The 22898-nt window shown below is 63.7% G+C and carries 19 protein-coding genes; 2 read left to right on the top strand and 17 right to left on the bottom strand.

The window, feature by feature from the left end; translation table 11 throughout:
• Positions 1 to 20 precede the first annotated feature (20 nt).
• The 4 genes from bioB to OKA04_RS07355 all read right to left on the bottom strand — a co-directional run bounded on the left by bioB (position 21) and on the right by OKA04_RS07355 (position 3522).
• Positions 21 to 1025 (bottom strand): biotin synthase BioB, encoded by a 1005-nt coding sequence (gene bioB / locus OKA04_RS07370; protein ID WP_264500502.1) that lies wholly within the window; start codon positions 1023 to 1025, stop codon positions 21 to 23.
• Positions 1026 to 1050: 25 nt separating this feature from the next.
• Positions 1051 to 1590, bottom strand: coding sequence for a hypothetical protein (locus tag OKA04_RS07365; RefSeq protein WP_264500501.1), 540 nt, complete (start codon positions 1588 to 1590; stop codon positions 1051 to 1053).
• Positions 1591 to 1612: 22 nt separating this feature from the next.
• Positions 1613 to 2281, bottom strand: a complete 669-nt coding sequence (locus OKA04_RS07360) for a hypothetical protein (RefSeq protein WP_264500500.1) — start codon at positions 2279 to 2281, stop codon at positions 1613 to 1615.
• A gap of 104 nt (positions 2282 to 2385) precedes the next feature.
• Positions 2386 to 3522 carry a MalY/PatB family protein gene (locus tag OKA04_RS07355; protein WP_264500499.1) on the bottom strand — a complete coding sequence of 379 codons (1137 nt, stop codon included), beginning with the start codon at positions 3520 to 3522 and terminating at the stop codon, positions 2386 to 2388.
• 115 nt (positions 3523 to 3637) lie between these two features.
• Between OKA04_RS07355 and hisF the strand changes: the two genes are divergently transcribed.
• Positions 3638 to 4402 (top strand): imidazole glycerol phosphate synthase subunit HisF, encoded by a 765-nt coding sequence (gene hisF, locus OKA04_RS07350; RefSeq protein ID WP_264500630.1) that lies wholly within the window; start codon positions 3638 to 3640, stop codon positions 4400 to 4402.
• A gap of 37 nt (positions 4403 to 4439) precedes the next feature.
• On the opposite strand, the gene OKA04_RS07345 is transcribed toward hisF, so the two are convergent.
• The 13 genes from OKA04_RS07345 to nadB form a co-directional block, all read right to left on the bottom strand.
• Complete coding sequence (locus OKA04_RS07345) at positions 4440 to 5069, bottom strand: HAD family hydrolase (protein WP_264500498.1); 630 nt, start codon at positions 5067 to 5069, stop codon at positions 4440 to 4442.
• Positions 5070 to 5236: 167 nt separating this feature from the next.
• Positions 5237 to 6157 (bottom strand): SRPBCC family protein, encoded by a 921-nt coding sequence (locus OKA04_RS07340; RefSeq protein WP_264500497.1) that lies wholly within the window; start codon positions 6155 to 6157, stop codon positions 5237 to 5239.
• A 110-nt stretch (positions 6158 to 6267) separates the two neighbouring features.
• Positions 6268 to 7233 (bottom strand): D-2-hydroxyacid dehydrogenase, encoded by a 966-nt coding sequence (locus OKA04_RS07335; protein ID WP_264500496.1) that lies wholly within the window; start codon positions 7231 to 7233, stop codon positions 6268 to 6270.
• Positions 7234 to 7304: 71 nt separating this feature from the next.
• On the bottom strand, positions 7305 to 8012 hold the full coding sequence (locus tag OKA04_RS07330) for an ABC transporter ATP-binding protein (RefSeq protein WP_264500495.1): 708 nt from the start codon (positions 8010 to 8012) through the stop codon (positions 7305 to 7307).
• Positions 8013 to 8135: 123 nt separating this feature from the next.
• Entirely contained in the window at positions 8136 to 8924 is a 789-nt protein-coding gene (locus OKA04_RS07325; RefSeq protein WP_264500494.1) for an ABC transporter ATP-binding protein, read from the bottom strand.
• Positions 8921 to 9841, bottom strand: coding sequence for a branched-chain amino acid ABC transporter permease (locus OKA04_RS07320; RefSeq protein WP_264500493.1), 921 nt, complete (start codon positions 9839 to 9841; stop codon positions 8921 to 8923). The genes OKA04_RS07325 and OKA04_RS07320 overlap by 4 nt, the downstream gene beginning before the upstream one ends.
• Positions 9841 to 10758, bottom strand: a complete 918-nt coding sequence (locus tag OKA04_RS07315) for a branched-chain amino acid ABC transporter permease (protein ID WP_264500492.1) — start codon at positions 10756 to 10758, stop codon at positions 9841 to 9843. Before OKA04_RS07315 ends, OKA04_RS07320 begins: the two co-directional genes overlap by 1 nt.
• A 99-nt stretch (positions 10759 to 10857) precedes the next feature.
• Positions 10858 to 12000 (bottom strand): ABC transporter substrate-binding protein, encoded by a 1143-nt coding sequence (locus OKA04_RS07310; RefSeq protein ID WP_264500491.1) that lies wholly within the window; start codon positions 11998 to 12000, stop codon positions 10858 to 10860.
• Between the two features lie 291 nt (positions 12001 to 12291).
• Positions 12292 to 12747: an IS200/IS605 family transposase gene (gene tnpA, locus OKA04_RS07305; RefSeq protein ID WP_264500490.1), complete on the bottom strand. Its 456-nt coding sequence runs from the start codon at positions 12745 to 12747 to the stop codon at positions 12292 to 12294.
• Positions 12748 to 12939: 192 nt separating this feature from the next.
• Complete coding sequence (locus tag OKA04_RS07300) at positions 12940 to 13170, bottom strand: SurA N-terminal domain-containing protein (protein WP_264500489.1); 231 nt, start codon at positions 13168 to 13170, stop codon at positions 12940 to 12942.
• An 82-nt stretch (positions 13171 to 13252) separates the two neighbouring features.
• Positions 13253 to 14614 carry an alkaline phosphatase family protein gene (locus tag OKA04_RS07295; RefSeq protein WP_264500488.1) on the bottom strand — a complete coding sequence of 454 codons (1362 nt, stop codon included), beginning with the start codon at positions 14612 to 14614 and terminating at the stop codon, positions 13253 to 13255.
• A gap of 74 nt (positions 14615 to 14688) precedes the next feature.
• The gene (locus OKA04_RS07290) at positions 14689 to 15609 is read right to left on the bottom strand and encodes a hypothetical protein (RefSeq protein WP_264500487.1); all 921 of its coding nucleotides are present in this window, start codon (positions 15607 to 15609) and stop codon (positions 14689 to 14691) included.
• Between the two features lie 79 nt (positions 15610 to 15688).
• Positions 15689 to 17302, bottom strand: coding sequence for an L-aspartate oxidase (nadB, locus tag OKA04_RS07285; RefSeq protein ID WP_264500486.1), 1614 nt, complete (start codon positions 17300 to 17302; stop codon positions 15689 to 15691).
• 243 nt (positions 17303 to 17545) lie between these two features.
• On the opposite strand from nadB, the gene OKA04_RS07280 reads away from it, so the two are divergent.
• A complete protein-coding gene (locus OKA04_RS07280) occupies positions 17546 to 22846 on the top strand; it encodes a beta strand repeat-containing protein (protein WP_264500485.1) in 5301 nt (1766 codons plus the stop codon).
• Positions 22847 to 22898: the final 52 nt, after the last annotated feature.

Genomic DNA, 22898 nt, shown 5'->3' with positions numbered 1-22898 from the left:
CCAGCCGTCAAGTCAGTCAATCAATCGCAGCCGCAGCACGCCGGGCTGAGCGGGCGATCTTCCTCAGCGGTCGGTGCCGCCAGTGCCGGATTCGGAGCCAGCGTGCCGAGTCCGAGCTTGGACAGCAGCTTGCGGTCCGCCTCGATGGCCGGATTTTTCGCGGTCAGCAGCTTGTCCCCGTAGAAGATCGAGTTCGCCCCGGCGAAGTAGCAGAGTGCCTGCGTCTCGTCGGACATGCGCGTGCGGCCTGCGGAAAGGCGGACCTTTGCCTTCGGCACCGCGATGCGCGTCACGGCGATCATGCGGACCACGTCGAAGGCGTCGATCGACTGGCTGTCGGCCAGCGGCGTGCCGGGCATCGGCATCAGCGAGTTGATCGGCACGCTCTCCGGCTGCGGGTTGAATTCGGAAATCACCTCCAGCATCTTCAGGCGATCCTCCGTGGACTCGCCGAGTCCCAGGATGCCGCCGCAGCAGACCGACATGCCGGCGTCCTGCGCATTGCGGATGGTCCGCAGGCGGTCGTCGTAGGTGTGGGTCGTCACGATGTTCGGGTAGTGCTCCCGGGAGGTGTCGAGATTGTGATTGTAGGCGGTGACGCCCGCTTCCTTCAGCGCCTTCGCCTCCTCCGGGCCCAGCTCGCCGAGGGTCACGCAGACCTCCATGCCGAGGGTGGAGACGTCGCGGACGATATCCAGCACTTGCTCGAAGCGCTGCGTCCCGCCGCGCACGCCGCGCCATGCGGCGCCCATGCAGAAGCGGGTCGATCCCGTGTCCCGAGCGGCCTTCGCGCGCTCCATGATGGTCTCCTTGCTCATCAGGCGCTCGATCTCGACGCCGGAATTGTAGCGCGCGGACTGGGCACAGTAGGAGCAATCCTCCGAGCAGCCGCCGGTCTTGATGGAAAGCAGCGTGCAGAGCTGCACGTCATTCTCCGGCCAATTCGCCTCATGCACGGCACGGGCCTGCTGGAGGAGTTCGAAGAATGGCAGGGAATGGAGGCGCTGGAGTTCGGCGAGAAGCATGGGTGAAAGTCGATTGGAAGATGGTTCAGCACTCGTGGAACGGCGTGTCGCGATGGCGAAGCACGGTGCCTTTTTTTGAGATGATCCATCGGATGGTGGAGCGACCGTCGCATTCCTGGGGGATGCTCCACTCGATGAGGACGGTGCCCTTGTCTTGGGATAGGACCAGTTTCGGCTGGTGAAGCTCCGCAAGGTGCTTGTCGAACTCCCAACGCGAATCCTCCGGCACCTTGGCAATTTCCTTATCCGGATAAACGTCGATCCAGAGGCCGGTGAGGTCGTTCCAGAAACGGTCGGCGATTTCCACCGGCTGTCCCTCCCAGACGAGGCGGAATTCCTTGATTCGATCGTTCCACCGGTAGTCGGGGTGTTCCTTGATCAGCTTCACGTGAAGCTGGATGTCGGGCATCTTTCCCTCGGTGGACTGGATGCACTTGGCAGTGAATTCCCAACGGGGCTCCACCTTGTCGTGATGGAAAACCACCTCGTCCGCGTCCTGTGCGGCCGCCAGGGAAGCGGTCGCAGCGGACAGGCCGGTGCCTGCAAGGAATCGACGGCGGTTCATTCGCTCGGGATGTGAGGTGAATCTAGCGCACCCAGCCTTCGCCGATCGGGAGCAGGCCCTGGCCGACCACGGTGTAGTCCGTCTTGCCGCGCGCGCCTTCCATCTTCACGCCGGTGGCGCTCTTCCAGACCTTGCTCATGCTCTCGCCGGTGTGGCAGCCCCAGCTTTTGCAGTAGGCGTCCTTGGCGAAGATGCTGCCGCGGATTTTTCCCAGGTCGCGCTCGTGCAGCCAGGCGGTGCAGGCGGCCATGATGTGGCTGCCGTAGTCCAGCATGAAGCAGTGGCGATTCGAGTGGCCGAAGTAGTCGAAGGTCTGCACCGCGCCGCGCGGGCGGCCATTCAGCGAGGAGATCAGCTCCTGACCGCTCTCGATCCACACCAGCGAGACGCTCCGCTTCCGCGCGAGGTCGGATATCCAGGTGGTGTAGGGCTTGCCGTCTTCCTTGCCGCGGTCCTGGTAGCCCGGGCGATAGACGATCCAGATGATCGGTGCGTTTTCGCCGTAGGCCTTGCGGATCTCCACCATGCGCAGCGTCGAGGCGCGGACGAAATTCGCCCACCAGCGGTCATGCTGGTCGCGCTCCACGCGGAGGTTTTCCCACTCCCGCAGGGCGGGGCCGCCGGTCACGATGACGTGTTCGGCGGAGGCGAATGAAATCAGCGCGAATAGGGCTAGCAGGACGTGGCGCATGGGTGGCAGTGTAGGGATGAAGCGCGGGCTGGCAATGGTTCACTGGGACCGCGGAAGTCATTCCGCTGCGCAAGTTGCACGGCGTGAGGTCCCCGCAGCGCGACTCAGAGCACCGCCGCCATTTTCTCGAGACCGGCCAGCATGTGCTCGCGGGTGGTGCCGAAATTGAAGCGGATCCAGCCCGGCCAGCCGAAGAATGCGCCATCCGAGAGGAAAAGTCCGGCGTTCTTCTCGAAATACTGCGCCGGATTCTCGACGCCCATGCCCCGGGCATCGATCCACGCGAGGTAGGTCGCCTCGCCGGGGATCACCTTCAGCTTTGGCATGCGCTCGGCGACGAAGGCGTCCAGCGCGGCCCGGTTCCCCCGCAGGTAAGCGAGGAGCTGCTGGCGCCATGGCTCGCCGTGGCGGTAGGCGGCCTCGGCGGCGTAGTAGGAGAGGGCATTGATTTCCGAGAGGGTGTGGCCCCGCTGCGCGCTGAAGCGGCGGCGGATCGAGTCGTCCGGGATCACCGCGAAGGCATAGCCTAGGCCGGCGATGTTCCAGGTCTTGCTCGGGGAAAGCAGCGTGATCGTCCGCTGGCGCAGGTCCTCGGAAAGCTCCAGCGCGGAGAAATGCGGCGTTTTCTCCGCATCCAGCACCAGGTCGCAGTGGATCTCATCGGAGACCAGCACCAGATCGTGCTTCACGCAGAAGCGGGCGAGCTGCTCCACCTCCTCACGGGTGAAGACGCGGCCGAGCGGGTTCTGTGGATTGCAGAGCAGGAAGACCTTCGTCTCGGGCGTCACTGCGGCCTCCATCGCATCCCAGTCAAATTCGTAGCGTTCGTTCACGAGGACGTGATCGACGGTGATGAGCTTCGCCACGCCGTCGTGATGGACGCCGATGAATGGCGGATAGACCGGCGTGCAGGTCATCAGCGCCTCGCCCGCCTGGCAAAAGGCGCGGCCGGCCAGCGAAAGGGCGGGCACGAGGCCGCCGAGATGGACGATCTGCTCGCCCGGGACGGTCACGCCGCGCTGGTTTTCAAGGTAGAGGTCAATCGCCTCGTTCACCCCGGCATGTGCCTGCGCGTAGCCGAAGACCCCGTGATTGATCCGCGCGTGCAGCGCCTCGATGATTTCCGGTGCGGACGTGAAATCCATGTCCGCCACCCAGAAGGGATCGAGTTCCGGCCGGCGGTCGAACTTGATGCAGCCGGTTCCCTGACGGGTGATGGGGACGTCGAAGTCGTAGGTCACGCGCGGGTTTTTAATCCCGCTCCCGGCGCTGGCAAGTCCCCTGACGCCGTGAGAATGGGACTTTGTGCGATATGAGGGCTTGCGGCAGGATGCCGCAGCCACTTTTGTGACCGCCGTGCTCGCCAAACGCATCATTCCCTGCCTCGACGTCACCGACGGTCGTGTGGTCAAAGGCGTCAATTTCGTCGATCTCGTCGATGCCGGTGATCCGGTCGAGTGCGCCATGGCCTACAATGCCCAGCAGGCGGACGAACTCGTCTTCCTCGACATCACGGCATCATCCGACAACCGCGCGACGATGGTGGACGTGGTCCGGCGCACGGCGGCCCATTGCTTCATCCCGCTGACGGTGGGCGGAGGCATCCGCTCGGTGGAAAACATGCGCGAGATGCTTTTGGCAGGAGCCGACAAGGTGGGCATCAATACTTCCGCGGTGAAGGATCCCGGGCTCGTCGATGCCGGGGCGAAGGCATTCGGCAGTCAGTGCATCGTCGTGGCGATCGATGCGAAGCGCGAGGGCCCCGGCAAGTGGGGCGTCTACACGCACGGCGGTCGCACAGCCGTGGGGCTGGATGCCGTGGAGTGGGCGAAGGAGGTCTGGCGCCGCGGGGCAGGGGAGATCCTGCTGACCAGCATGGACGCCGACGGCACCCAGGCCGGCTACGATTGCGAGCTCACGGCGGCGATTTCAGAAAGCGTCGGCATCCCGGTCATCGCGAGCGGCGGCGCCGGAAATCTCGATCACATGGTGGAGGTGCTGGAAAAGGGGAAGGCCGATGCCGTGCTGGCCGCGAGCATCTTCCACTTCGGCAAGCACACCGTGGGCGAGGCGAAGAGCTACTTCGCCGAGCGCGGCATCCCGGTGCGGCCGGAGATGTGAGACCGGTGCGGACGTATCGACGGAACGTCGGCACTCCTCAGAGCATTTCCAGCGTGCCGACGATGCGGTCGGCCAGCGAGAAATCCAGGCACGCGGTGGTGCGGTTCGGCACGGCCCACACGTTCAGCCCGGCGGCCTTGGCGGACTTCACGCCATTCAGCGAGTCCTCGATGGCGAGGCATTCGCCGGCGGGGATGCCGAGGCGCTTCACCGCCTCCAGCCAGAGGTCCGGCGCGGGCTTGATGCGCGGGGCATCGCCGCGGCAGACGACGTGGCGGAAGTAGGGCATGAGCTGCAGCTTCTCCAGCCAGCCATCCACCCACTGGTGGGAAGAGCTGGACACCACGGCGAGCGGCACGCCCTCCGCGGTGAGCTTTTCCAGCAGTGCCACCACCCCGGGCATGGGGCCTGCCTGCTCCAGGTCGCGGCGGATCTCCACCTGCCGGTCGGCGTCGAGCTGGTGCCAGTCAAAGCTGCGGCCGGTGAGTTCTTCCAGGTGAACCTTCGGTGACCACGTGTCGAAGTCCGAGCCGATGCACTGCGTGTAGGTCTCCAGCGGGAGCGGATGGCCGTTACTCAGAAAGGTGCGGTGCCAGGCCTCGTAGATCGCCCACTCGGTGTCCACGAGCACTCCATCGAAATCGAACAGCACCGCCGAAAACTGCATGCGTCGGGATGAGGCGGCGGGGCAGGGCGGGCAAGGATGATTTTGTGGCGGGGCTGGTGGGATGGGTGATCGGGAGGGGCTTCGTGGGTTCGTGGCTTTGCCCAGCCGAAACGACGCAGTCGTTTCGCTACGAAGAGAGTCATGCTACGGAGGGAGTCCTGCCACGATTACTTCGCGGGCAGATGCACCCGGGTCACGAGGTCTGCCTCCGGGGTGACGGTGGGGTCGTTGTCGTAGATTTCGAAGAGCGGCACCTTCTTGTCCGTAGTGAATTTCTTCGCGCGGCCATGCATCATCCCGGCGGCCCATGCATTGCCGAGGTGACGATACGGGCCGGTGTGCTTCACGACATACGCGCGGCAGGACGGGATCTCCCCGCGAACGAAATCCGTGGGTATCTGGACGTCCCTGGTGAGGGGGAATCCGATCGTGTAGTCCGCCACTCCTTTCACCGGATCCCACTTGTGCGTGATCGTGAATGGCGGGCCGGAGGGTGTGTTCCTGCTCGCCTCCAGCCATGCCATCAGCTTTCCCATGTCGCGGCTGATGGACGTGCTGATCTCCGCCGTGGGCGTGGTGGACCTCACTCCCACGTAGCGGAAGCCCTTCACCTCCTCGATGCCGGGGAAATCCAGCCTTGATGGCACCGTGCCGGTCTCCACCAGATCCTTCAGCATCTTCAGCCCGCGCCCGTAGTCCGAGCCGATCCAGGCTGTCATCATCGGGCGCATCCACCACATGAACCACGGCAGGGAGCCCTCCATGGTCCACTCCACGTCGGTCTCGTGATCGTGCTCGGAAAGGTGGAATGCCACCTGGTTCACGGACTTCCACGGCTTGAGAAATGTGAGCCGGTGGTGGATGGACCACGGCGGGTCGCCGCCGGTGATCTCCATCTCGCCGCTGCCGGTGATGCTGCCGTCCCACGTGTAGCCGCGCCCGTCATCGGAGTAGGCGAGCTTTGCTCCCGGCTCCGCGAGCAGCCACGGCGACCACGCGGGCCAGCTTTTGAAATCGCGGATCAGGTCATAGACCTGCTGCGCCGGAGCCGCGATGCGAATGGACTTGTGGACGGAAAAGGTCGGCATGACGAGGAGGGAAAGTTTCCATCATCATGGACACGATTCCGCGTCAGGGAAAGCAGGCTTTCACTACTCCCGTGCGGATGCATCCCGTCAACCGACCTTCCGGCCCGGGCTTACATGATCCGGTTCACAAGCTTCTCGCCCTTCTCGAAGCGGCGGAGATTCTCGATGAAATGGCGGATCAGCACGCGTGCCTCGTCGTATTGCCCGCCCGCGGTGTGCGGCGTGATGTGACAGGTCTCACAGGTCCACAGCACGTGGTCGTCGGGCAGTGGCTCCGGGTCGGTGACGTCGAGCCAGGCGGCACCGAGGTGGCCGGACTTGAGGGTCGCGGCGAGGTCGTCCTGCTGGGTCGTGGTGCCGCGGCCGATATTGTAGTAGATCGCTCCCGGCTTCATCTGGGCGAACCGGGCGGCATTGAACCAATGCAGCGACTCCGCGTTGTCGGGCAGGATGTTGATGACGTGGTCGGCTTCCGCGAGGGCGGCGGAAACTTCGTCTGGAGTGACGATCTTCACCTTCTCGTCGCCACGAACCGTGCGGCGCATCGCGGTGATGCTCATGCGGAAGGGCTGCAGCAGCTCGATCACACGCTCCGCGATCGCGCCGTAGCCGACGATGAGCAGGGATTGCTCCTGCAGTAGCTTGCAGTCCCGGCGCAGGCCATTCCACTCGGCGGAGCCATTCGCGCATCGTGACTTCAGGTTGCGCGGAAGCTGGCGGGCATTTGCCAGCATGAAGGCGATCACGTGTTCCGCGCAGGCATCGTCATAAACATGCGAACTGTTGGAAACCGGGACACCCTTTTCCTTCACGGCTGCACGGAAGTCGGCGGTATCGTAGCGAGTGTAGCCCGCGGTGCTGACCTGCAGCCACTTCAGCTTTGGCGAGGAAAGCACGGCATCCACGCGCGGCTGGCCGAGCACGATGTCCGCCTCCTGCATCAGGGGATCGGTCGGCACGTCGGCGAGCACGGAGGCACCGCTTTGCGCGGGCAGCAGCAGTTCGTGAGGGGCGATCCCTTCGCGGAGATACTCCAGGAGTTCCGGCGAGGTGCTGAGGTCAGTGAAGATTTTCATGGGTTCGAGGGAATGGTGAGGATTGCCGACGTCTCGTCGACATGGATTTACGGGACGGTCTCCCGCACTCCTCAGGCACCGAGATAGGCCTCTTGAACCTTGGGGTCGGCCTTCAGCTCGGCAGACGGACCTTCCAGCAGGATCTTCCCGGTCTCAAGCACATAGCCGTAGCTGGAAACATCCAGCGCCAGATTCGCATTCTGCTCGACGAGCAGGATGGTGAGCCCCTGCTCGCGGTTGATCTCCACGATCCGCTCGAAGATCGACTTCACAAGCAGCGGCGCGATGCCGAGCGATGGCTCGTCGAGCATCAGGAACTTCGGATTGCTCAGCAGCGCACGGCCGATGGCCAGCATCTGCTGCTCGCCGCCGGACATCGTGCCCGCGGGCTGGTTCTCGCGCTCCTTCAGGCGGGGGAAGAGGTGGAAGACGTACTCGGTCTGCTTTGCGATCCACGCCTTGTCGCGCTGGAGGTAGGCCCCCATCGCGAGGTTCTCTTTCACCGTGAGATTCGCGAAGACCATGCGGCCCTCCGGCACGTGGCAGAGGCTGCGCGAGACGATCTTGTGAGCGGGAAGGTTCGCAATTTCTTGACCCTCGTAGCGGATCTTCCCGGAAGCAACTTTCACCAGTCCGGACAGCGCCCGCAGAGTGGTGGACTTGCCAGCGCCGTTCGCGCCAATCAACGTCACAATACTTCCCTGAGGCACCTTCAATGAGACGCCGTGCAATGCCTTAATCGCCCCATAGGAGACGTGGAGATTTTCTACATCAAGCATGCTGGAGGCGTGTGGCGTGATGGGAAAAGTGGCTGCGGCATCCTGCCGCAAGCCTCGAGCGCCTAGAAGGGCTCGCGGCAAGATGCCGCGGCCACGGTGAAGAAGAGCCCGCTTGCTTCATGGTCACGTCGTCTCAATCGGGGTGGCTGCCGCTCCGAGGTAGGCTTCGATGACCTTCGGATGGCATTGGATTTCCTTGGGCGTGCCCTCGGCGATCTTGCGGCCGTATTCGAGCACGGCGATGCGTTCGCAGATGCCCATGACCACCTTCATGTCGTGCTCCACGAGCAGGACTGCGAGCTGGTAGCGGTCCTTGATGAAACGGATGAGGTGCATCAGGTCGTCCTTCTCGGACGGGTTCATGCCGGCGGCGGGCTCGTCGAGCAGCAGCAACTTCGGCCGGGTGGCGAGCGCGCGGACGATCTCCAGGCGACGCTGGTCGCCGTAGGGCAGGGAGGTCGCCATTTCGTCGCGGAACTTCGCGAGGTTGAAGATCTCTAGGAGCTCCAGGGCGTCCTTCTCGATCTCCGCCTCGCTCTCTTTCCAGGCCTTCCCGCGCCAGAGCGAGCCGAGGAAATTCTGGGAATTGTGGAGCTGCTTGGCGACGCGGATGTTGTCCAGCACGCTCATCGAGCCGAAGAGGCGGATATTCTGGAAAGTGCGCGCGATGCCGCGGTCCGCCAGCTTGCTCGGCTTGATCCCGGCGGTGCATTTCCCGTCGAAGCGGATCGTGCCGGAAGTCGGCTGATACACGCCGGTGATCATGTTGAAGGCCGTCGTCTTCCCGGCGCCATTCGGGCCGATGAGTCCGACGAGTTGGCCAGCGCCGACGGTGGTGGTCAGCTCGCTGACCGCAGTCAGGCCGCCGAACTTGATCGTCACGTTCTCGAGTTCCAGGAGCGGTGTGCTCATGCTGCGGAGGAACGGCGCTTGAGGTTGAGGGTGAAGAGCCCGCCCGGGCGCACCAGCATCAGGAAGATGATGAGCAGCGCGTAAACGATCATCCGGTATTCGGCGAAGTCGCGAAGCAGCTCCGGCAGGACCGTGAGCAGGATGGCCGCGGCGATGACGCCGACCGTGCGGCCCATGCCACCGAGGATGACCATGACCACGATTTCCACGGACTTCAGCCAGTCGAAGCCGGTGGGCGAGAGGAACTGCTTGTGGTGGGCATAGAGGCCGCCCGCGATGCCAGCGAAGAAGGCCCCGGTCACGAAAGCGGTGACCTTGTAGCGCACGGTATTGATGCCCGAGGACTCGGCTGCGATCTCGTCGTCATGCACGGCGAGGAAGCCGCGGCCGTAGGTGGAATTCACCAGCGAGGTGATCGCGTAAATCGTCACGGCGGCGAGGCCGAAGGTCCATCCGAGGTTCGTGAATTTCGGGATGCCCTTCAGGCCGCTGGCTGCACCGATGGCTTCCGTATTCTGCGCGATCACCCGGATGATCTCGCCGAAGCCGAGCGTGACGATGGCGAGGTAGTCCCCGCGCAGGCGCAGCGAGGGAATGCCGACCACGAGGCCCACGACTGCTGCGAGAATGCCACCGGCAAGCAGCGAGAGGGGAAACAGCATCTTGGCATTTTCCCCCATCTGCAGCGAGAGCCAGGCGGCGAAGTAACCGCCCACCGCCATGAAGCCGGCATGGCCCAGGCTGAATTGGCCGGTGTGGCCGTTGATGAGATTCAGGCTGACGGCGAGGATGATCGCGATGCCGACATCGATGGTGATGCCGAGGTAGTAGCGATTCATCCCGCCGGAAGAAAGGGAGGCCAGCACCGCGATGGCGATGCCGATGAAGAGCCAGCGTTTTGCTCCGGAAAATGGCATCAGACTTTCTCGATGGTGGCGCGACCGAGCAGGCCGGCAGGTTTGAAAAGGAGGATCAGGATCAGGATGCCGAAAGCGATCGCGTCGCGGTAGCTGGACAGTCCCGGAATGCCACCTGCGAAGGTCTCAAGCAGGCCGATGAGCAGACCGCCGATCACCGCGCCGGGGAGATTTCCAATGCCGCCGACGACCGCTGCGATGAAGGCGCGCAGGCCGGGTTGCACACCCATCAGCGGCTCGATGCCGGGAGCCTTCATCGAGTAAAGGATGCCCGCGATGGCCGCGAGCGCCGAGCCCAGGCCGAAGGTGAAGGAGATGATGCGATTCACCGGCACGCCCATCAGCGAGGCGGCTTGTTGATTGAAGGAAACCGCGCGCATCGCCGTGCCGACGCGGGTCTTCTGGACGATGACCCACATCACGCCCAGCAGCAGCAGGGTCACCAGTGGCACGAGGATATCCGTGCTGCCGATGACGAGGTTGCCAAAGTGGAATTGCTTCTCCGGCAGCAGCTTCGGGAAGGAGCGGGTGGCCGCGCCGAAGACCGCCTTGTTCTGGCAGGTGAACTCGATGAAGAGCGACACGCCGATGGCCGTGATGAGGACCGTCAGCTTCGGGCGCTTCCGCAGCGGCCGGTAGGCGAGGAACTCGATCAGCATGCCTATGCAGGCACAGATTCCGGCGGCGAACACGATGATCATGATCGCGCCGAAAACCGACTGCGGACCGAAGGCCTTTTCCACCAGCGGAGCCAGGAAGAGCGCCGCGAAGGCACCCAGCATCAGCACGTCGCTGTGGGCGAAATTGATGAACCTCAGCACCCCGTACACCATGGTGTAGCCGAGGGCGATGAGGGCGTAGATCGATCCCAGCCCGAGACCGTTGATGAGCTGCTGGATCGTCTGCTGGAGGTCCACAGGTGTTCTGGGTGAAGAGTTGAGAGTAGAGAGTGAGAAGAAGGTTGTGCAGTGGAGGTTTTTTTACTCTCAACCTTCAACCATCGACTCTCGACTTCCTCACGGATTCACCGTGGCGGTGTAGCGGAACTGGCCGTCCTCGATCTTGATGAAGACGAGGGCCTTCACGGCATCGCGGTTCTCATTGAGCGAGAACTTGCCGCTGACGCCTTCGAAGTCCTTGGTGGCGGCGATCGCGTCGCGGAGCTTCGGTCCTTCGGTGGTGCCGGCGCGCTTCATGGCATCGGCCAGCAGCATCGCGGAGTCGTAGCCGAGCACGGCCATCGCGTCGGGGGTCTTGCCATTGAAGCGCTTCTTGTAGGACTCCACAAAGGCGGTCATCTTCGGCGTGCCCTGGTCGGCGGCGCAGTGGGTGGAGAAGTAGTGGCCGTTCATCGCTTCCTTGCCGATGTCGAGGAGGACGTTGCTCTCCCAGCCGTCACCGCCGAAAAGTGGCACGTTCAGGCCGAGGTCCTTCGCCTGGCGTGCAATGAGTGCGACGTCCGTGTAGTAGCCGGGGACGAAGACCGCCTGCGGGTTGCTGTTCTTGATGGTGGTGAGCTGGGCTTTGAATTCCTTGTCTCCGCCATTGTAGTCGAGCTCGGTGACCAGCGTGCCGCCGTTCGCGAGGAACTTCTCCTTGAAGAACTTCGCGAGGCCCTTGCTGTAGTCGCTCTTCACGTCGGTCAGCATGGCGACCTGGGTCGCCTTAAGCTCGCCGGTGGCGAAGTTCGCCAGTGCGGCACCTTGGAAAGGATCGGTGAAGCAGGCGCGGAAGATGAAGTCGCCGACCTCGGTGACCGAGGGATTGGTCGAGGCGGGGGAGATCATCGGAATGCTGTTGTCCCGGCAGACCGGCGCTGCCTCGAAGGAGCGGCTGGAGGCCACCTCGCCGAGAATGGCGACCACACCGTCCTTGGAAATCAGCTTGTTGACGGCGTTGGTGGATTCGCCGGCCTTGGACTGGTTGTCCTCGGTCAGCAGTTCGAGTTGCTTCCCGAGCACGCCGCCCGCCGCATTGATTTCCTCGATGGCGAGCAGGGTGCCCTCGTGCGACGAGGTGCCGAAGGTGGCTTCCTTGCCGGTGAGCGAGGCGAATTCGCCCACCTTGATCGTGTCGCCGCCGCCCTGTTTGCAATTGGTGAGACCGAGGGCGGCAATCGATGCCACGAGGGCGGGAAGGGCGAATGTGCGGATTTTCATGGGAAAGGTGCTCGGATCGTAAAACCGGAGCGAACGCTAGGAAGCCGCCCGGAAGAGCGCAACCGTAAAGCAGACGCCGTGCCCCGGACCGCGACTTGCGGGTTTCCCGGGGGTGGGAAATTTCGACCGAGAAGGGAGGTCTCACGGAGTACGCATCTTTTCGGGAAACTCGAAATGTCCCGACGGGACTTCGTTCCATAGCCCGGGGTTGATCCGACGAAGGAGGAGCTACCCCGGGAATGGAGCGGATGGCCCGGCTACCTCGAAGAGGTTGTGTAGGGCGGCTCTGTATCAATCCCACACGTATTGCTCATCCCAAGGAATGCCGTGCTTCTTCAACATCGCGCGGAATTCATCTTGGAACGATCTGGCCCGGTGGTGCTCTTCCTGTCCGGCGATGTAGGAGGTCACCTTCTCGACATTCGACTGGCTCACCGAGAAAATTCCATATCCGGATTGCCACGCGAAGTTCCTGAGAAGTGGAGCCTTGTTTTTGATCCACAGGCTGGACGCTCGCTTCAACTCCTTGACCCAATCAGCCTGCGAGATGGTCCTGGCCTGTCGCGCAAGGATGTGGACATGATCCTGCACGCCGCCGACGAGGATCGTCGGGCAATCGAGCTTGCTCGAAATGCCCGACAGATAAGCGTGGGTTTCCGAGCGTATCGAGGGGTCACTCAAAAACGCCTCGCGATTCTTCGTGGAAAAAATCAGATGGAGGTAAACGGCGGAGAGTGATTGCGGCATGGGAGGTTGGGCGCTTCACAACGCCTTTGGCGTAGCCCATCATCGCGATGCTACCCAGGGTAGCTCGTGCCTCGCAACCCTGGGCTGAGGGGTGAAGTCCCGTTGGGACACAAGGCCAAGGTTGACGGGGTCTGTCCGGCTTCCGATCCTGCTATTCTCAAGGAACCGCCTGGCCCCGAAGGCTAACGGCACTCAACGATCACCCGACAAAATCAGCTCTGACGATGATCCTACATCCTGCTCGGGGGGATGCGTGATGCCGGGCTGTCTCACGACGGAGAGGCATTTGCCGATGGCTTCCGCCGGCGTGTCAGCGGTAGTCCCCGTCCTGAGATTCGCCTCGGAGATCAGTCCGGTCAGCGCGAATGCAAACAATCCCAGGATGAAGATCACGACGATCCAAGCTGGGTTGCGCGAATTCATGGGCGCATCTCACAGGCGGGATGCACTGCTGGCAAGATTTAACTTTGCTTTGCAAAGTGATGCCGATGAAGGGCGATCATCATCAACCATTCTCCACCGCCGCCACGATGGCGCCGAAGACTTCTTCCGCGCAGCTCACCGGGACGAGGGAGCCGAGGATGAGTGGCTTTTCCCCGTCTTCCACGACGTCGCGGCCGTGGGAGCCTTTGACGAGCGTGGCATCGAGGGGGATGACTTCCATCAGGCCGCGGAGGCCGAGCTTCTTCTTGATGAGGAATTTTCCGATTTTCAGCTTCGGATTCGCGATGGCGGGATCGATGAAAAGCTCCGCCGGATCATAGCCGGGCTTTCGGTGGATATCGATGCAGCGGGCGTAGTCGGGGGCCTTCGCGTCATCGATCCAGAAGTAGTAGGTGAACCACGCATCCGGCTTCGAGATGGCGACAAGATCCCCGGCCCGCTCTGCGCCCACGCCGCTGCCCCACATCTCCCCGGCGGTGCGGACTTCGTCGATGCCGTCCGTTTCCTCCAGCATCGAGCGCACCTCGCGCATCAGCGAGCGGTCATTCACATAGACGTGCGCCATCTGGTGATCCGCCACGGCGAAGACCCGCGATCCACCGGCATCCAGCGTCTCGCGGCCGAGCTCGTCCTTCACCTGGATCCAGCCCTTCTGGCGGAAGAGGCGGTTGAGATGGATCGGCTGCGTCACTTTCGAAATGCCGTATTCTGAAACGACCAGTACCTTGATGCCGCGGGCTTCGAGGAAGTCGATCAGCTCGCCCGTGACCCGGTCGATCGCCTCCAGTTCGGGCGCGATCTCCGGCGCGCCTGGGCCGAATTTTTGCAGGCAGTAGTCGAGGTGCGGCAGATAGATCAGGCTCAGCGTCGGCTTTTCCCGCTCCTCCACCCATCGGGCGGACGTGGCGATCCACTCCGAGCACGGAATGCCCGCCATCGGACCCCAGAAGGAGGGGAAGGGAAACTCGCCAAGGTCCGCCTTGATCCGCTCACGCAGGTCCATCGGCTGCGTGTGGATGTCGAAGACCTTCCGCCCGTCCGCCGGGTAGAGCGGGCGCGGGGTGATCGCGATGTCCGCGCTGGAATACATGTTGTACCACCAGAAGAGCTTCGCGCAGGTGAAGCCGGGGTGCTTGCGTCGCAGGTGGTCCCAGACCTTTTCGCCGCGCACGAGGTGATTGCTCTGTTTCCAAAAGCGCACCTCCGCGCTTTCGCGGTCGTACCAGCCATTTGCCACGATCCCGTGCTCGCGCGGGCAGGTGCCCGTCAGCATCGAGGACTGCGCCGTGCAAGTCACCGCCGGGAATGCCGGGCGGAATGCCTGCTGCCCGTTCTTCTCCGCGAAGGCCTTCAGCCGCGGAGTCGAAGGACCGAGCAGGGAAGGGGAAAGTCCCACCACATTGATGACCGCCACGCGCTGCATGCGCGGAGTGTTTCAGCCATGCCACGCGATGCCAGCCTCAATCCTCAGCAAGGAAGACTGAAAAAGTGACTGCGTCAGCTCCCGGTCGCAGGCCCGGACTTGGCCTTCTTCAGGTTCTGCTCGTCGCGGATCTTCCGGAGATATTCCAGGTAGCGGCGCTGGGCGTCCACGTCCGGGCCGCCGGCGACGGGTTGGGTGCCTTTCGTTGCCGTGCCGCCGCCTTGGCCTGCGGCGGCACTGCGGGCGAGTTGCTGGATCTGCTGCTGGCCGTACTTTTTCCAAGCTCCGTAGGGGACCTGGGCTGCTTCGACGAAGCGCCAGTGGCACTTCTGGCCGGATTGGAGATTCAGGTAGTCACGGACTGCCGGGGAGATATCGATCCCGGCGGACTTGTTCGAGGTGTTCTTCGGGCGCTTGCCGAGGAAGACGTATTCGAAATCATCCGTCACCCACGGTCCGCAGTCTTCCCACTGCGCGTAGCAACTGTACTTGCCGTTGAAAATCTGCACCCACCGGCCTTTCAGGACCGTCTTGCCAGGGGCGGGATTCATCCGGTTGAACCACGGGATCACCTTGGAAGCCTCGGGCTTGTGGCGCGCCCAACCCTGCACGTCATTGTAGGGCAGGGCCACGTAAAAGGGATTCAACTGGGGCGTGAAGCCCTTCGGGCGGAAGTCGCCGGTGGTGTGGTTGGCGATGCGGGCCGCAGGTGCGGGGTCATCGTAGCCGCCGAAATTCACGGCCCATGCCTGATCCCACGAGGATTTGTGGTTCGGCGTCGGGTTGTTCTGCGTCGGCTGCTCGCCGATCCAGAAGACGGTGGCGGTGATATTCAGCCGCCACGGGTAAAGCTGGCCGACCGCGGGATTCACCGGACGCACCGGTGCGGTCGAGCGGTTCGAGGTCGGGATCACCACGCGGGGCAGGCTGCCGGTGGTTTTTCCGGACTGCTGCGCGCTGGCCGCGGAGGGGAAGATCGCGAGGAGCGCCGACAAGACGAGCCCGGCGGCTTGATTCCCCCGGCACTGGCGTTTGGCTGCAATCGCTGGTCTTCCCATCGTTTGGTTTTTTAAATTAAAAGCGTCGAAGGATCGTGTCCTTCACGAAGCGGTCGTCAGTCGCGGGGTAGTCTAGCGTATGATGCAAGCCCCTCGACTCACGGCGACGGATCGCGCAATCGACGACGAGAGAAGCGACCGCGACGAGGTTGCGCAACTCTAGAATGTCGGCATTGACGCGATGGCCCCAGTAAAACTCGCGGACCTCTTTTTTCAAATTCCTCAGCCGGGTGGCCGCGCGCCGCAGCCGGTTGTCCGTGCGGACGATGGAAACGTAGTCCCACATCAGGCGCCGGAGCTCGTCCCAGTTGTGGTAGATCACCACGAGCTCGTCCGGCTCGGCCACGTCGCCGTGGTGCCACCCGGGTATCTCCGGTGCGTCGTCGGTGTGCTTCTCCACGCCGTAGTGGTGGAGGATGTCCTCGATCGCGCGGCGGGCGGTGACGTTGCCTTCGAGCAGGGAATTCGAGGCGAGGCGGTTCGCCCCGTGCAGGCCGGTGCAGGCCACCTCGCCGATGGCGTAGAGCCCGCGGATGGTGGTCTTGCCATTGATGTCCGTGACCACGCCGCCGCACTGGTAGTGGGCCGCCGGCACCACGGGGATGGGCTGCTTCTCGCAATCGAGGCCGAAAGTACGAAGCTTCTCGTAGATGAAGGGGAAGCGCTCCCGCATGAAGCCCGCAGGCTTGTGCGTCACGTCGAGGAAGACGCACGGCGCACCGGTCCGCTTGATCTCGCGGTCGATCGCGCGGGCCACGATGTCGCGTGGCGCCAGCGATCCGCGCGGGTCGGCCTTCTTCGTGAAGTCCTCGCCCTTCGCATTGATCAGGATGCCGCCCTCGCCGCGCACCGCTTCGCTCACGAGGAAGGAGCGTGCCTCCGCACCCATCGCCGCGGGATTGTAGAAGCAGGTGGGGTGGAATTGGATGAACTCCATGTTCGCCACGCTCGCCCCTGCGCGCCAAGCCATCGCCACGCCGTCGCCGGTCGCCGAGTCGGGATTCGTCGTGTAGAGATACACTTTCCCGCAGCCGCCGGTGGCCAGCACCACGCGGTCCGAGCGGAAGATCTTCACCTCGCCCGTGGCCTTCTCCAAAACATAGGCCCCCAGCACCCGATCCTCCGTCACCACGCCCAGCTTGCCGGTGGTGATGAGGTCGATGCTGAAGTGGTGCTCCAGCAGCGTGAGATTCGGCGTGCGTCGCGCGACCTCCACCAGTGATCCGGCGATCTCCCGGCCCGTGGTGTCCCGCGCGTGGAGGATGCGGCGTTTCGAGTGCCCGCCTTCCTTGCCGAGTTGAAAATGGTCGCCCTCCTTGTCGAAGTCCACGCTGTGGGAGACCAGGTCGTCCACGGTGGCCGCGCCCTCGCTCACGATGGTGCGCACCACTTCCTCATTGCAGAGCCCCGCGCCGGCATCCAGCGTGTCTGCCACGTGAAGCTCGTAGCTGTCGCCCTCGTCGCGCAGGCCTTCCGGCAGCACGGAAGCCAGCCCCCCCTGTGCCCAGGCCGTGTTTGAGTCCATTGCCGCGCCTTTCGCCAGCACGATCACCGACCCGTGCCTGGCGGCACGGATTGCAAAGGTGAGACCGGCTATGCCCGCGCCGATCACCAGGAAGTCACACGTCATGGGGGCGGCAGAATCGCTGTCTGGAGCGAGGCGAAAAGCCGAAACATCGTCAAACAAGCCAAAGTTGCGGAGCTATCTGATTTTTCATGCGATGGATTGCTTTAATGGAATTCTAAAGTGCTTGATCTGCATTGTGTTTTGCGAAAATGGGTCAGAAAAGTCATTCAATGCGAAAATTAGTGAGTAAAAATGGCTTATTCCTTGCTGGCACGCGAATCGTTCTCTTCAGCTATCGCGACCTCGATGAATAAGACCCCGACCCCAACCTTCCAGCGCGACGCGCTCCTACGCGCCGCCCTCCGAACCGGATTCTCCCACGCCCCCGCTGCCGCCCTCTGTGCCGTGGTGGCGCTCGCAGGCTCGCTTTCCGCGCAGAGCATCAGCGTCAATTTCGGTGCCAACCACAGCGCCAGCACGATCACCGAAGCCACCAAGCTCACTGGCGCGCTGCCGGTCGCGGGGAACTTCTGGAACAATACGAACACGGCCTCCGGAACGCTTCCGGGCCTGCTCGACAGCACCGGTGCCATCACGAATGCCAGCGTGACGTGGGCCTCGGCCAATACCTACTTCTCCGCCTCGACGGGAGCCACGGCGACTTCGGAAAACGGCGATCTCACGAAGGGCTATCTCGACGATGCCGGGACCGGCTGGACGGTGAACCTCGCGTCTCCCTTCCTGCTGAATGACATCTATGTCATCCATGCCACCGACCAGGCGGCAGCGACCACCGCGATGTCCGCCGTGCAGGTGAACGGTGCCTTCTACAAGGGCAACGGGACGGGCGGCACCATCCCGGCTACTGCGAATGAGTCGTGGGCCGCGACGAACTGGACGAATCTCGACACGCTGGTCGAAAGCTCCCACTTCATCAAGGTGCTCGGCCAGCCCGGCGTGACCTTGGCGGGACTGAATTCCTCTCCGGGCCGCACGGCCATCGCCGGCCTGCAGGTGTCGAATGCCTACACCGGCACGCTTGCCTACTGGGACGCGAATGGTGCGGGCGCAGGCTCGGGTGACACTGGCTCCGGCTCGCTGAATGGCACCTGGGGCAGCAGCAATTTCTGGTCGTCCTCCGCGAGCGGTGACGTGGCCACCACCGGCTGGACGGCCGGGCGGGCCGCGGTTTTCTCCGCAGGCAGCGATGGCACGAATGACCACACCGTCACGGTCAGCGGCACCCAGGCGGCGGATGCGATCTGGCTGCAGGAGGGGAATCTGGCGCTCAGCGGCGGCGTGATCAATTTCTCCGGCGGGCTCGGCCTCATCCGTGCGGATGGTGCCAGCGTGCTCGACATCTCCTCGCAGGTGACGGCCTCGAGCCTAACCCTCAATGGCGCGATCACCCTGCGCAGCGCGGCGAATACGGTCAGCGGTCTCGTCACCGTGAGCGGCGGCAAGACCACGTTGGAAGCCAGCAATTCATTTGCCCAGATCGCGGGTACGGGAGGCATTGAGATTTTCTCGCCTGCGGAACTCACCATCGGCGCGACGAACCTGGACAGCACCTTCGGCGGAGCGATCACGGGCGACGGCCAGATCATCAAGTCCGGCACCGGCACGCTGACCCTCGGCGGGAATGCCGATGTCGGTGGAGACCTCCATATCAATGGTGGCTCGGTCATTTATGACACCCGCATCAGCGGCGCGGTCGGCCTCGACCGTTATCTCTTCGGTACCGGCGGCCTCCAGCTCGTCGGCTCCGGTGTCACGGCAGCCTCCGACATCGCGGTCACCGGACTGAACGAGGACTTCTCCGGGAATGTCTCGATCAATGGAGCACGTGTGAGGGTGCCCTATCCCGACGTGCTCGGCACGGGACCGGTGAGCGTTTCGAACAACGGCCAGTTCTGGGCCGTGGACGGGGTGGATTTCCCCGGCAGCATCACGCTGGCGGGACTTGGCCCCACTGAAACCGGCGGCCAGCTCGGTGCCCTCCGCATCGAGGGGAATTCCATCATCTCCGGCCACGTCACCCTGCAGGGTCAGGCCCGCATGTCGGCTTGGGCGGGGGCTTCCGGCTCGATCACCGGTGCCATCACCGGCGATGCTTCATCCGTTCTGGAAAAGGTCGGCACGGGCACGCTCTACATCGAGGGCGCGGCCAATGCAGGCTTCCTCGGCAAGACCCGCATCGACGGTTCAGCGGGCAATGGCACGCTGCGCATCGCGAGCCAGAGCTCGCTCGGCAATACCCCGGCGGCACTCGTGGCGGACTCCATCACGCTCCTGAATGCCGGCATGATCCAGGGCGGCACGAGCGTCGAGGCATCGGGCCTCACCCTTGATGCGAACCGCGGCATCACGCTCGCGTCCGGCAATGGTGGCTTCAATACCCCCGCCGGATTCACCACCACGGTGAATGGCCCGGTGACCGGAGCTGGCAGCCTCACCTTCGCGGTGGGCACGGGCACCACGGTGATGAACGGGAATGTCACGCTGGGAACCACGACGACCAGCGGTTCCATCAACGTGAACAACGGCACTGCGAGCTTCAATTCGCCTTCCATCACCGCGCTCTCGCTGGTGGGAAATGCCGCCACCACGAACCTCGCATCCGCCAACGCGACCTTCGGCAACATCAATCTCGGTGCGGGCTCCAACAACGCCCATACCGTGAACCAGACCGCAGGCAGCGTCTCCACCATCGCCCAGATGATGGTGGGCCACTGGGGCGGGAATACGTCGGTATACAATATCTCCGGCGGCTCGCTGAACCTGCCTGACACCGTCACCACTCCCACCGCGGAGAACCAAGCGAACCTCCTGCTGGGCATCGACGGCACCGGCATCCTGAACATTTCGGGAACCGGCGTGGTGAATACCTCCTCGCTCGTGGTGAACGGCCGCGGCGAAGGTCACAATACCGGCGGGGCGAATCCCCAGCCGGACACGCTGAACCTGAACGGCGGTCGTCTTAACCTTGGCAAGTGGGGCATGCGCACGAGCGGCACCACCTATGCGGTGAATCTCGGTGCCGGCACGCTGGGTGCCTACGCGGACTGGACTTCGCCGCTGAACATGACGTTGGCAGGGGATACCGTCGTCAACACCCTCGACTCGGTGAATGGTACGACGCCCCGGACCATCACGCTCACCGGCGTGCTGAGTGGCACCGGTGGCTTCGACAAGCAAGGCGCGGGAACGCTCGTCCTCAGTCAGGCGGCGGGCACTTTCACCGGCGTGGCAAAGGTTTCCGGAGGCGACCTGAGCCTCGTCGCGGGTGCCGCTGCGGCTGCCACGGTGCAAGTGGCGCCGGGAGGCACGCTGCGCGTCGGCTCTGTCATTGCACCCGGCACCGCCACCGCGGCAACGCTGGATCTGAACGGGGGCACCGCAGCCTTCCGCATCGGCACGGCGACGGATCTGCTGGCCGTCGCGAACCTGAACATCACCGCGCCCACCACCATCTCGATCACACCGAGCAGCGCGATCACCGGAACGCTGCCCGCGTCCTTCCCGATCCTCGACTACACCACGCTCTCCGGCTCGCTGTCGAACCTGACCCTGGTGCCTGCAAATCCGCACCTGACCGGAACGCTGGTCGAGGACACGGCGAACACGCGCCTCGCGGTGCAGATTTCCGCGGCGGACTCGCTCGTGTGGAAGGGTGGCACCAGCAATGCCTGGAACGTGAACACCACGGCCAACTGGGCACTCGCCAGCAATGGCACCACGCCGAGCAACTTCTACGCCTTCGACGTGGTCTCCTTCGACGACTCGGGTCTGACGCAGCCAGCGGTTACGCTCGCCGGGACCATCCAGCCGGCCGCGACCGCCGTATCGAATACCACGGGCACCTACACCTTCAGCGGCACGGGCATCGCCGCGGGTTCGCTGACGAAGTCCGGAGCCGGATCGCTGGTGCTGCTGAATGACAATACCTACACCGGAGCCACCTCCATCACCGGCGGTACTGTGACCGTCGGAAATGGCGGCACCACCGGCACGCTCGGAGGCAGCGGCGCTGTCGCCGTCAATGGCGCGACGCTCGCTTTCAATCGTTCGGACGCGGTTTCCTTCTCCCGTGCGATTGCGGGCACCGGCACCTTCCGCAAGCAAGGCACCGGCAACTTCACCGCCACCGGCGCGGGCACGGCACTGCCCACGAACGTCGTGGTAGAAGCCGGGACGCTCACGCTTTCGAACAGTGCCTTCAGCACCAACCGCATGACGGGTGCCGGGGTCCTCACCGTGAATCCGGGTGCTTCGCTGGTGTTCACCACCGCACACGCGCTCGGTGGCGACAACAACGGGCTGGACGACACCATTGTGGTGAACGGGGGCACCCTTACCGTAAACGGCGAGCAGTATGTCCGGAACATGACCCTGTCCGGCGCGACGGTGAACGGGACGCACGAGATCCGCGTCCCGAATGCCGCGACCTACACCATCTCGGGAACGGCTCCGACCACGATCTCCTCCCAAGTGTGGAATGCCTACTCTTCCGCGAATTGGAACGTGGCGGACGTGACCTCCAGCGCGGCCGCGGACCTCACCGTCTCCGGCGTGATTTCGAATGTCTTTGGCATTACGAAAACCGGAGCGGGAACGATGGTCCTGACCGGTGCGAACACCTACGCGGGTACCACCACCGTCAATGAAGGCACCCTGCAGGTGGGCATCGGCGGCACTGTCGGGGCCCTCGGCACCGGGCCGGTGGTCAACAACGCCTCGCTGGTCATCAATCGCAGCGATGCCGTCACGGTGGCCGGAGTCATCAGCGGGACCGGCACCTTCACGAAGTCCGGTGCGGGCACCCTCACTTTGGCGGGAGCGAACACCTACACCGGCAACACCGTGGTCAATGCGGGCACGCTTCAACTCGCAGACAACGCGCAGTTGAAATTCGCCCCCGGGGCCAATGGCGTGTCGAACAAGCTGACCGGCGCGGGCTCGGTCGAGTTGCTCGGTGACTTCGTCATCGACCTCGCCGGGGCCGACCTGACAAGCGGCAATTCGTGGACGCTGGTGGATACCACCGGGAAGACATTCCTGTCGAACTTCACCGTCGTCGGCTTCACGGAGACCGCGAACGTCCACACGCTGGTGGAGGGGGGAAATACCTGGACCTTCACGGAGAGCACCGGCGTGCTGACGCTGGGCACCTCGACCGACGACTATGCCGCCTTTGAAAGCGCCAATGGCATCGTGGGTGCCGGTCCCGATGCCGACTCGGACGGGGATGGCATTCCGAACGGCATCGAATTCGTCATCGGTGGCAATCCTGCTCCCGGATCGGCTCCGGATTTCGACAAGCTGCCGCGCATCCTCAAGGCCGGAGAGGCAGGCTACGACGCCAGCTTCCTCAGCTTCGTGTATCGCCGCACCGATGCCTCCGCATCCTATAATCCATACGTCCAATACAGCACATCGCTGGCGGCCAATGGCTGGACCGAGGCAGAGGGTGGCGTGAATGGCGTGATAATCGAGGAAAGCAGCCTGACAGTCCCAGACGCCGTCACGGTGAAGATTCCGCGCACCCTGGCCACGGGCGGCAAGCTCTTCGCCCGCCTCCGCGTGGACATCGCCACCGCTCCGTGAGCGCGCGGTTCATTACTGTAGGTTGACCACAGGCCGCCCGGTGAAAGCCGGG

Origin of the sequence: Luteolibacter flavescens (genome assembly GCF_025950085.1) — a bacterium.
GTDB lineage: Bacteria > Verrucomicrobiota > Verrucomicrobiia > Verrucomicrobiales > Akkermansiaceae > Haloferula > Haloferula flavescens.
Note: the sequence above shows the minus strand (reverse complement) of the source record. Positions and strands in the feature narration are given on the sequence as shown.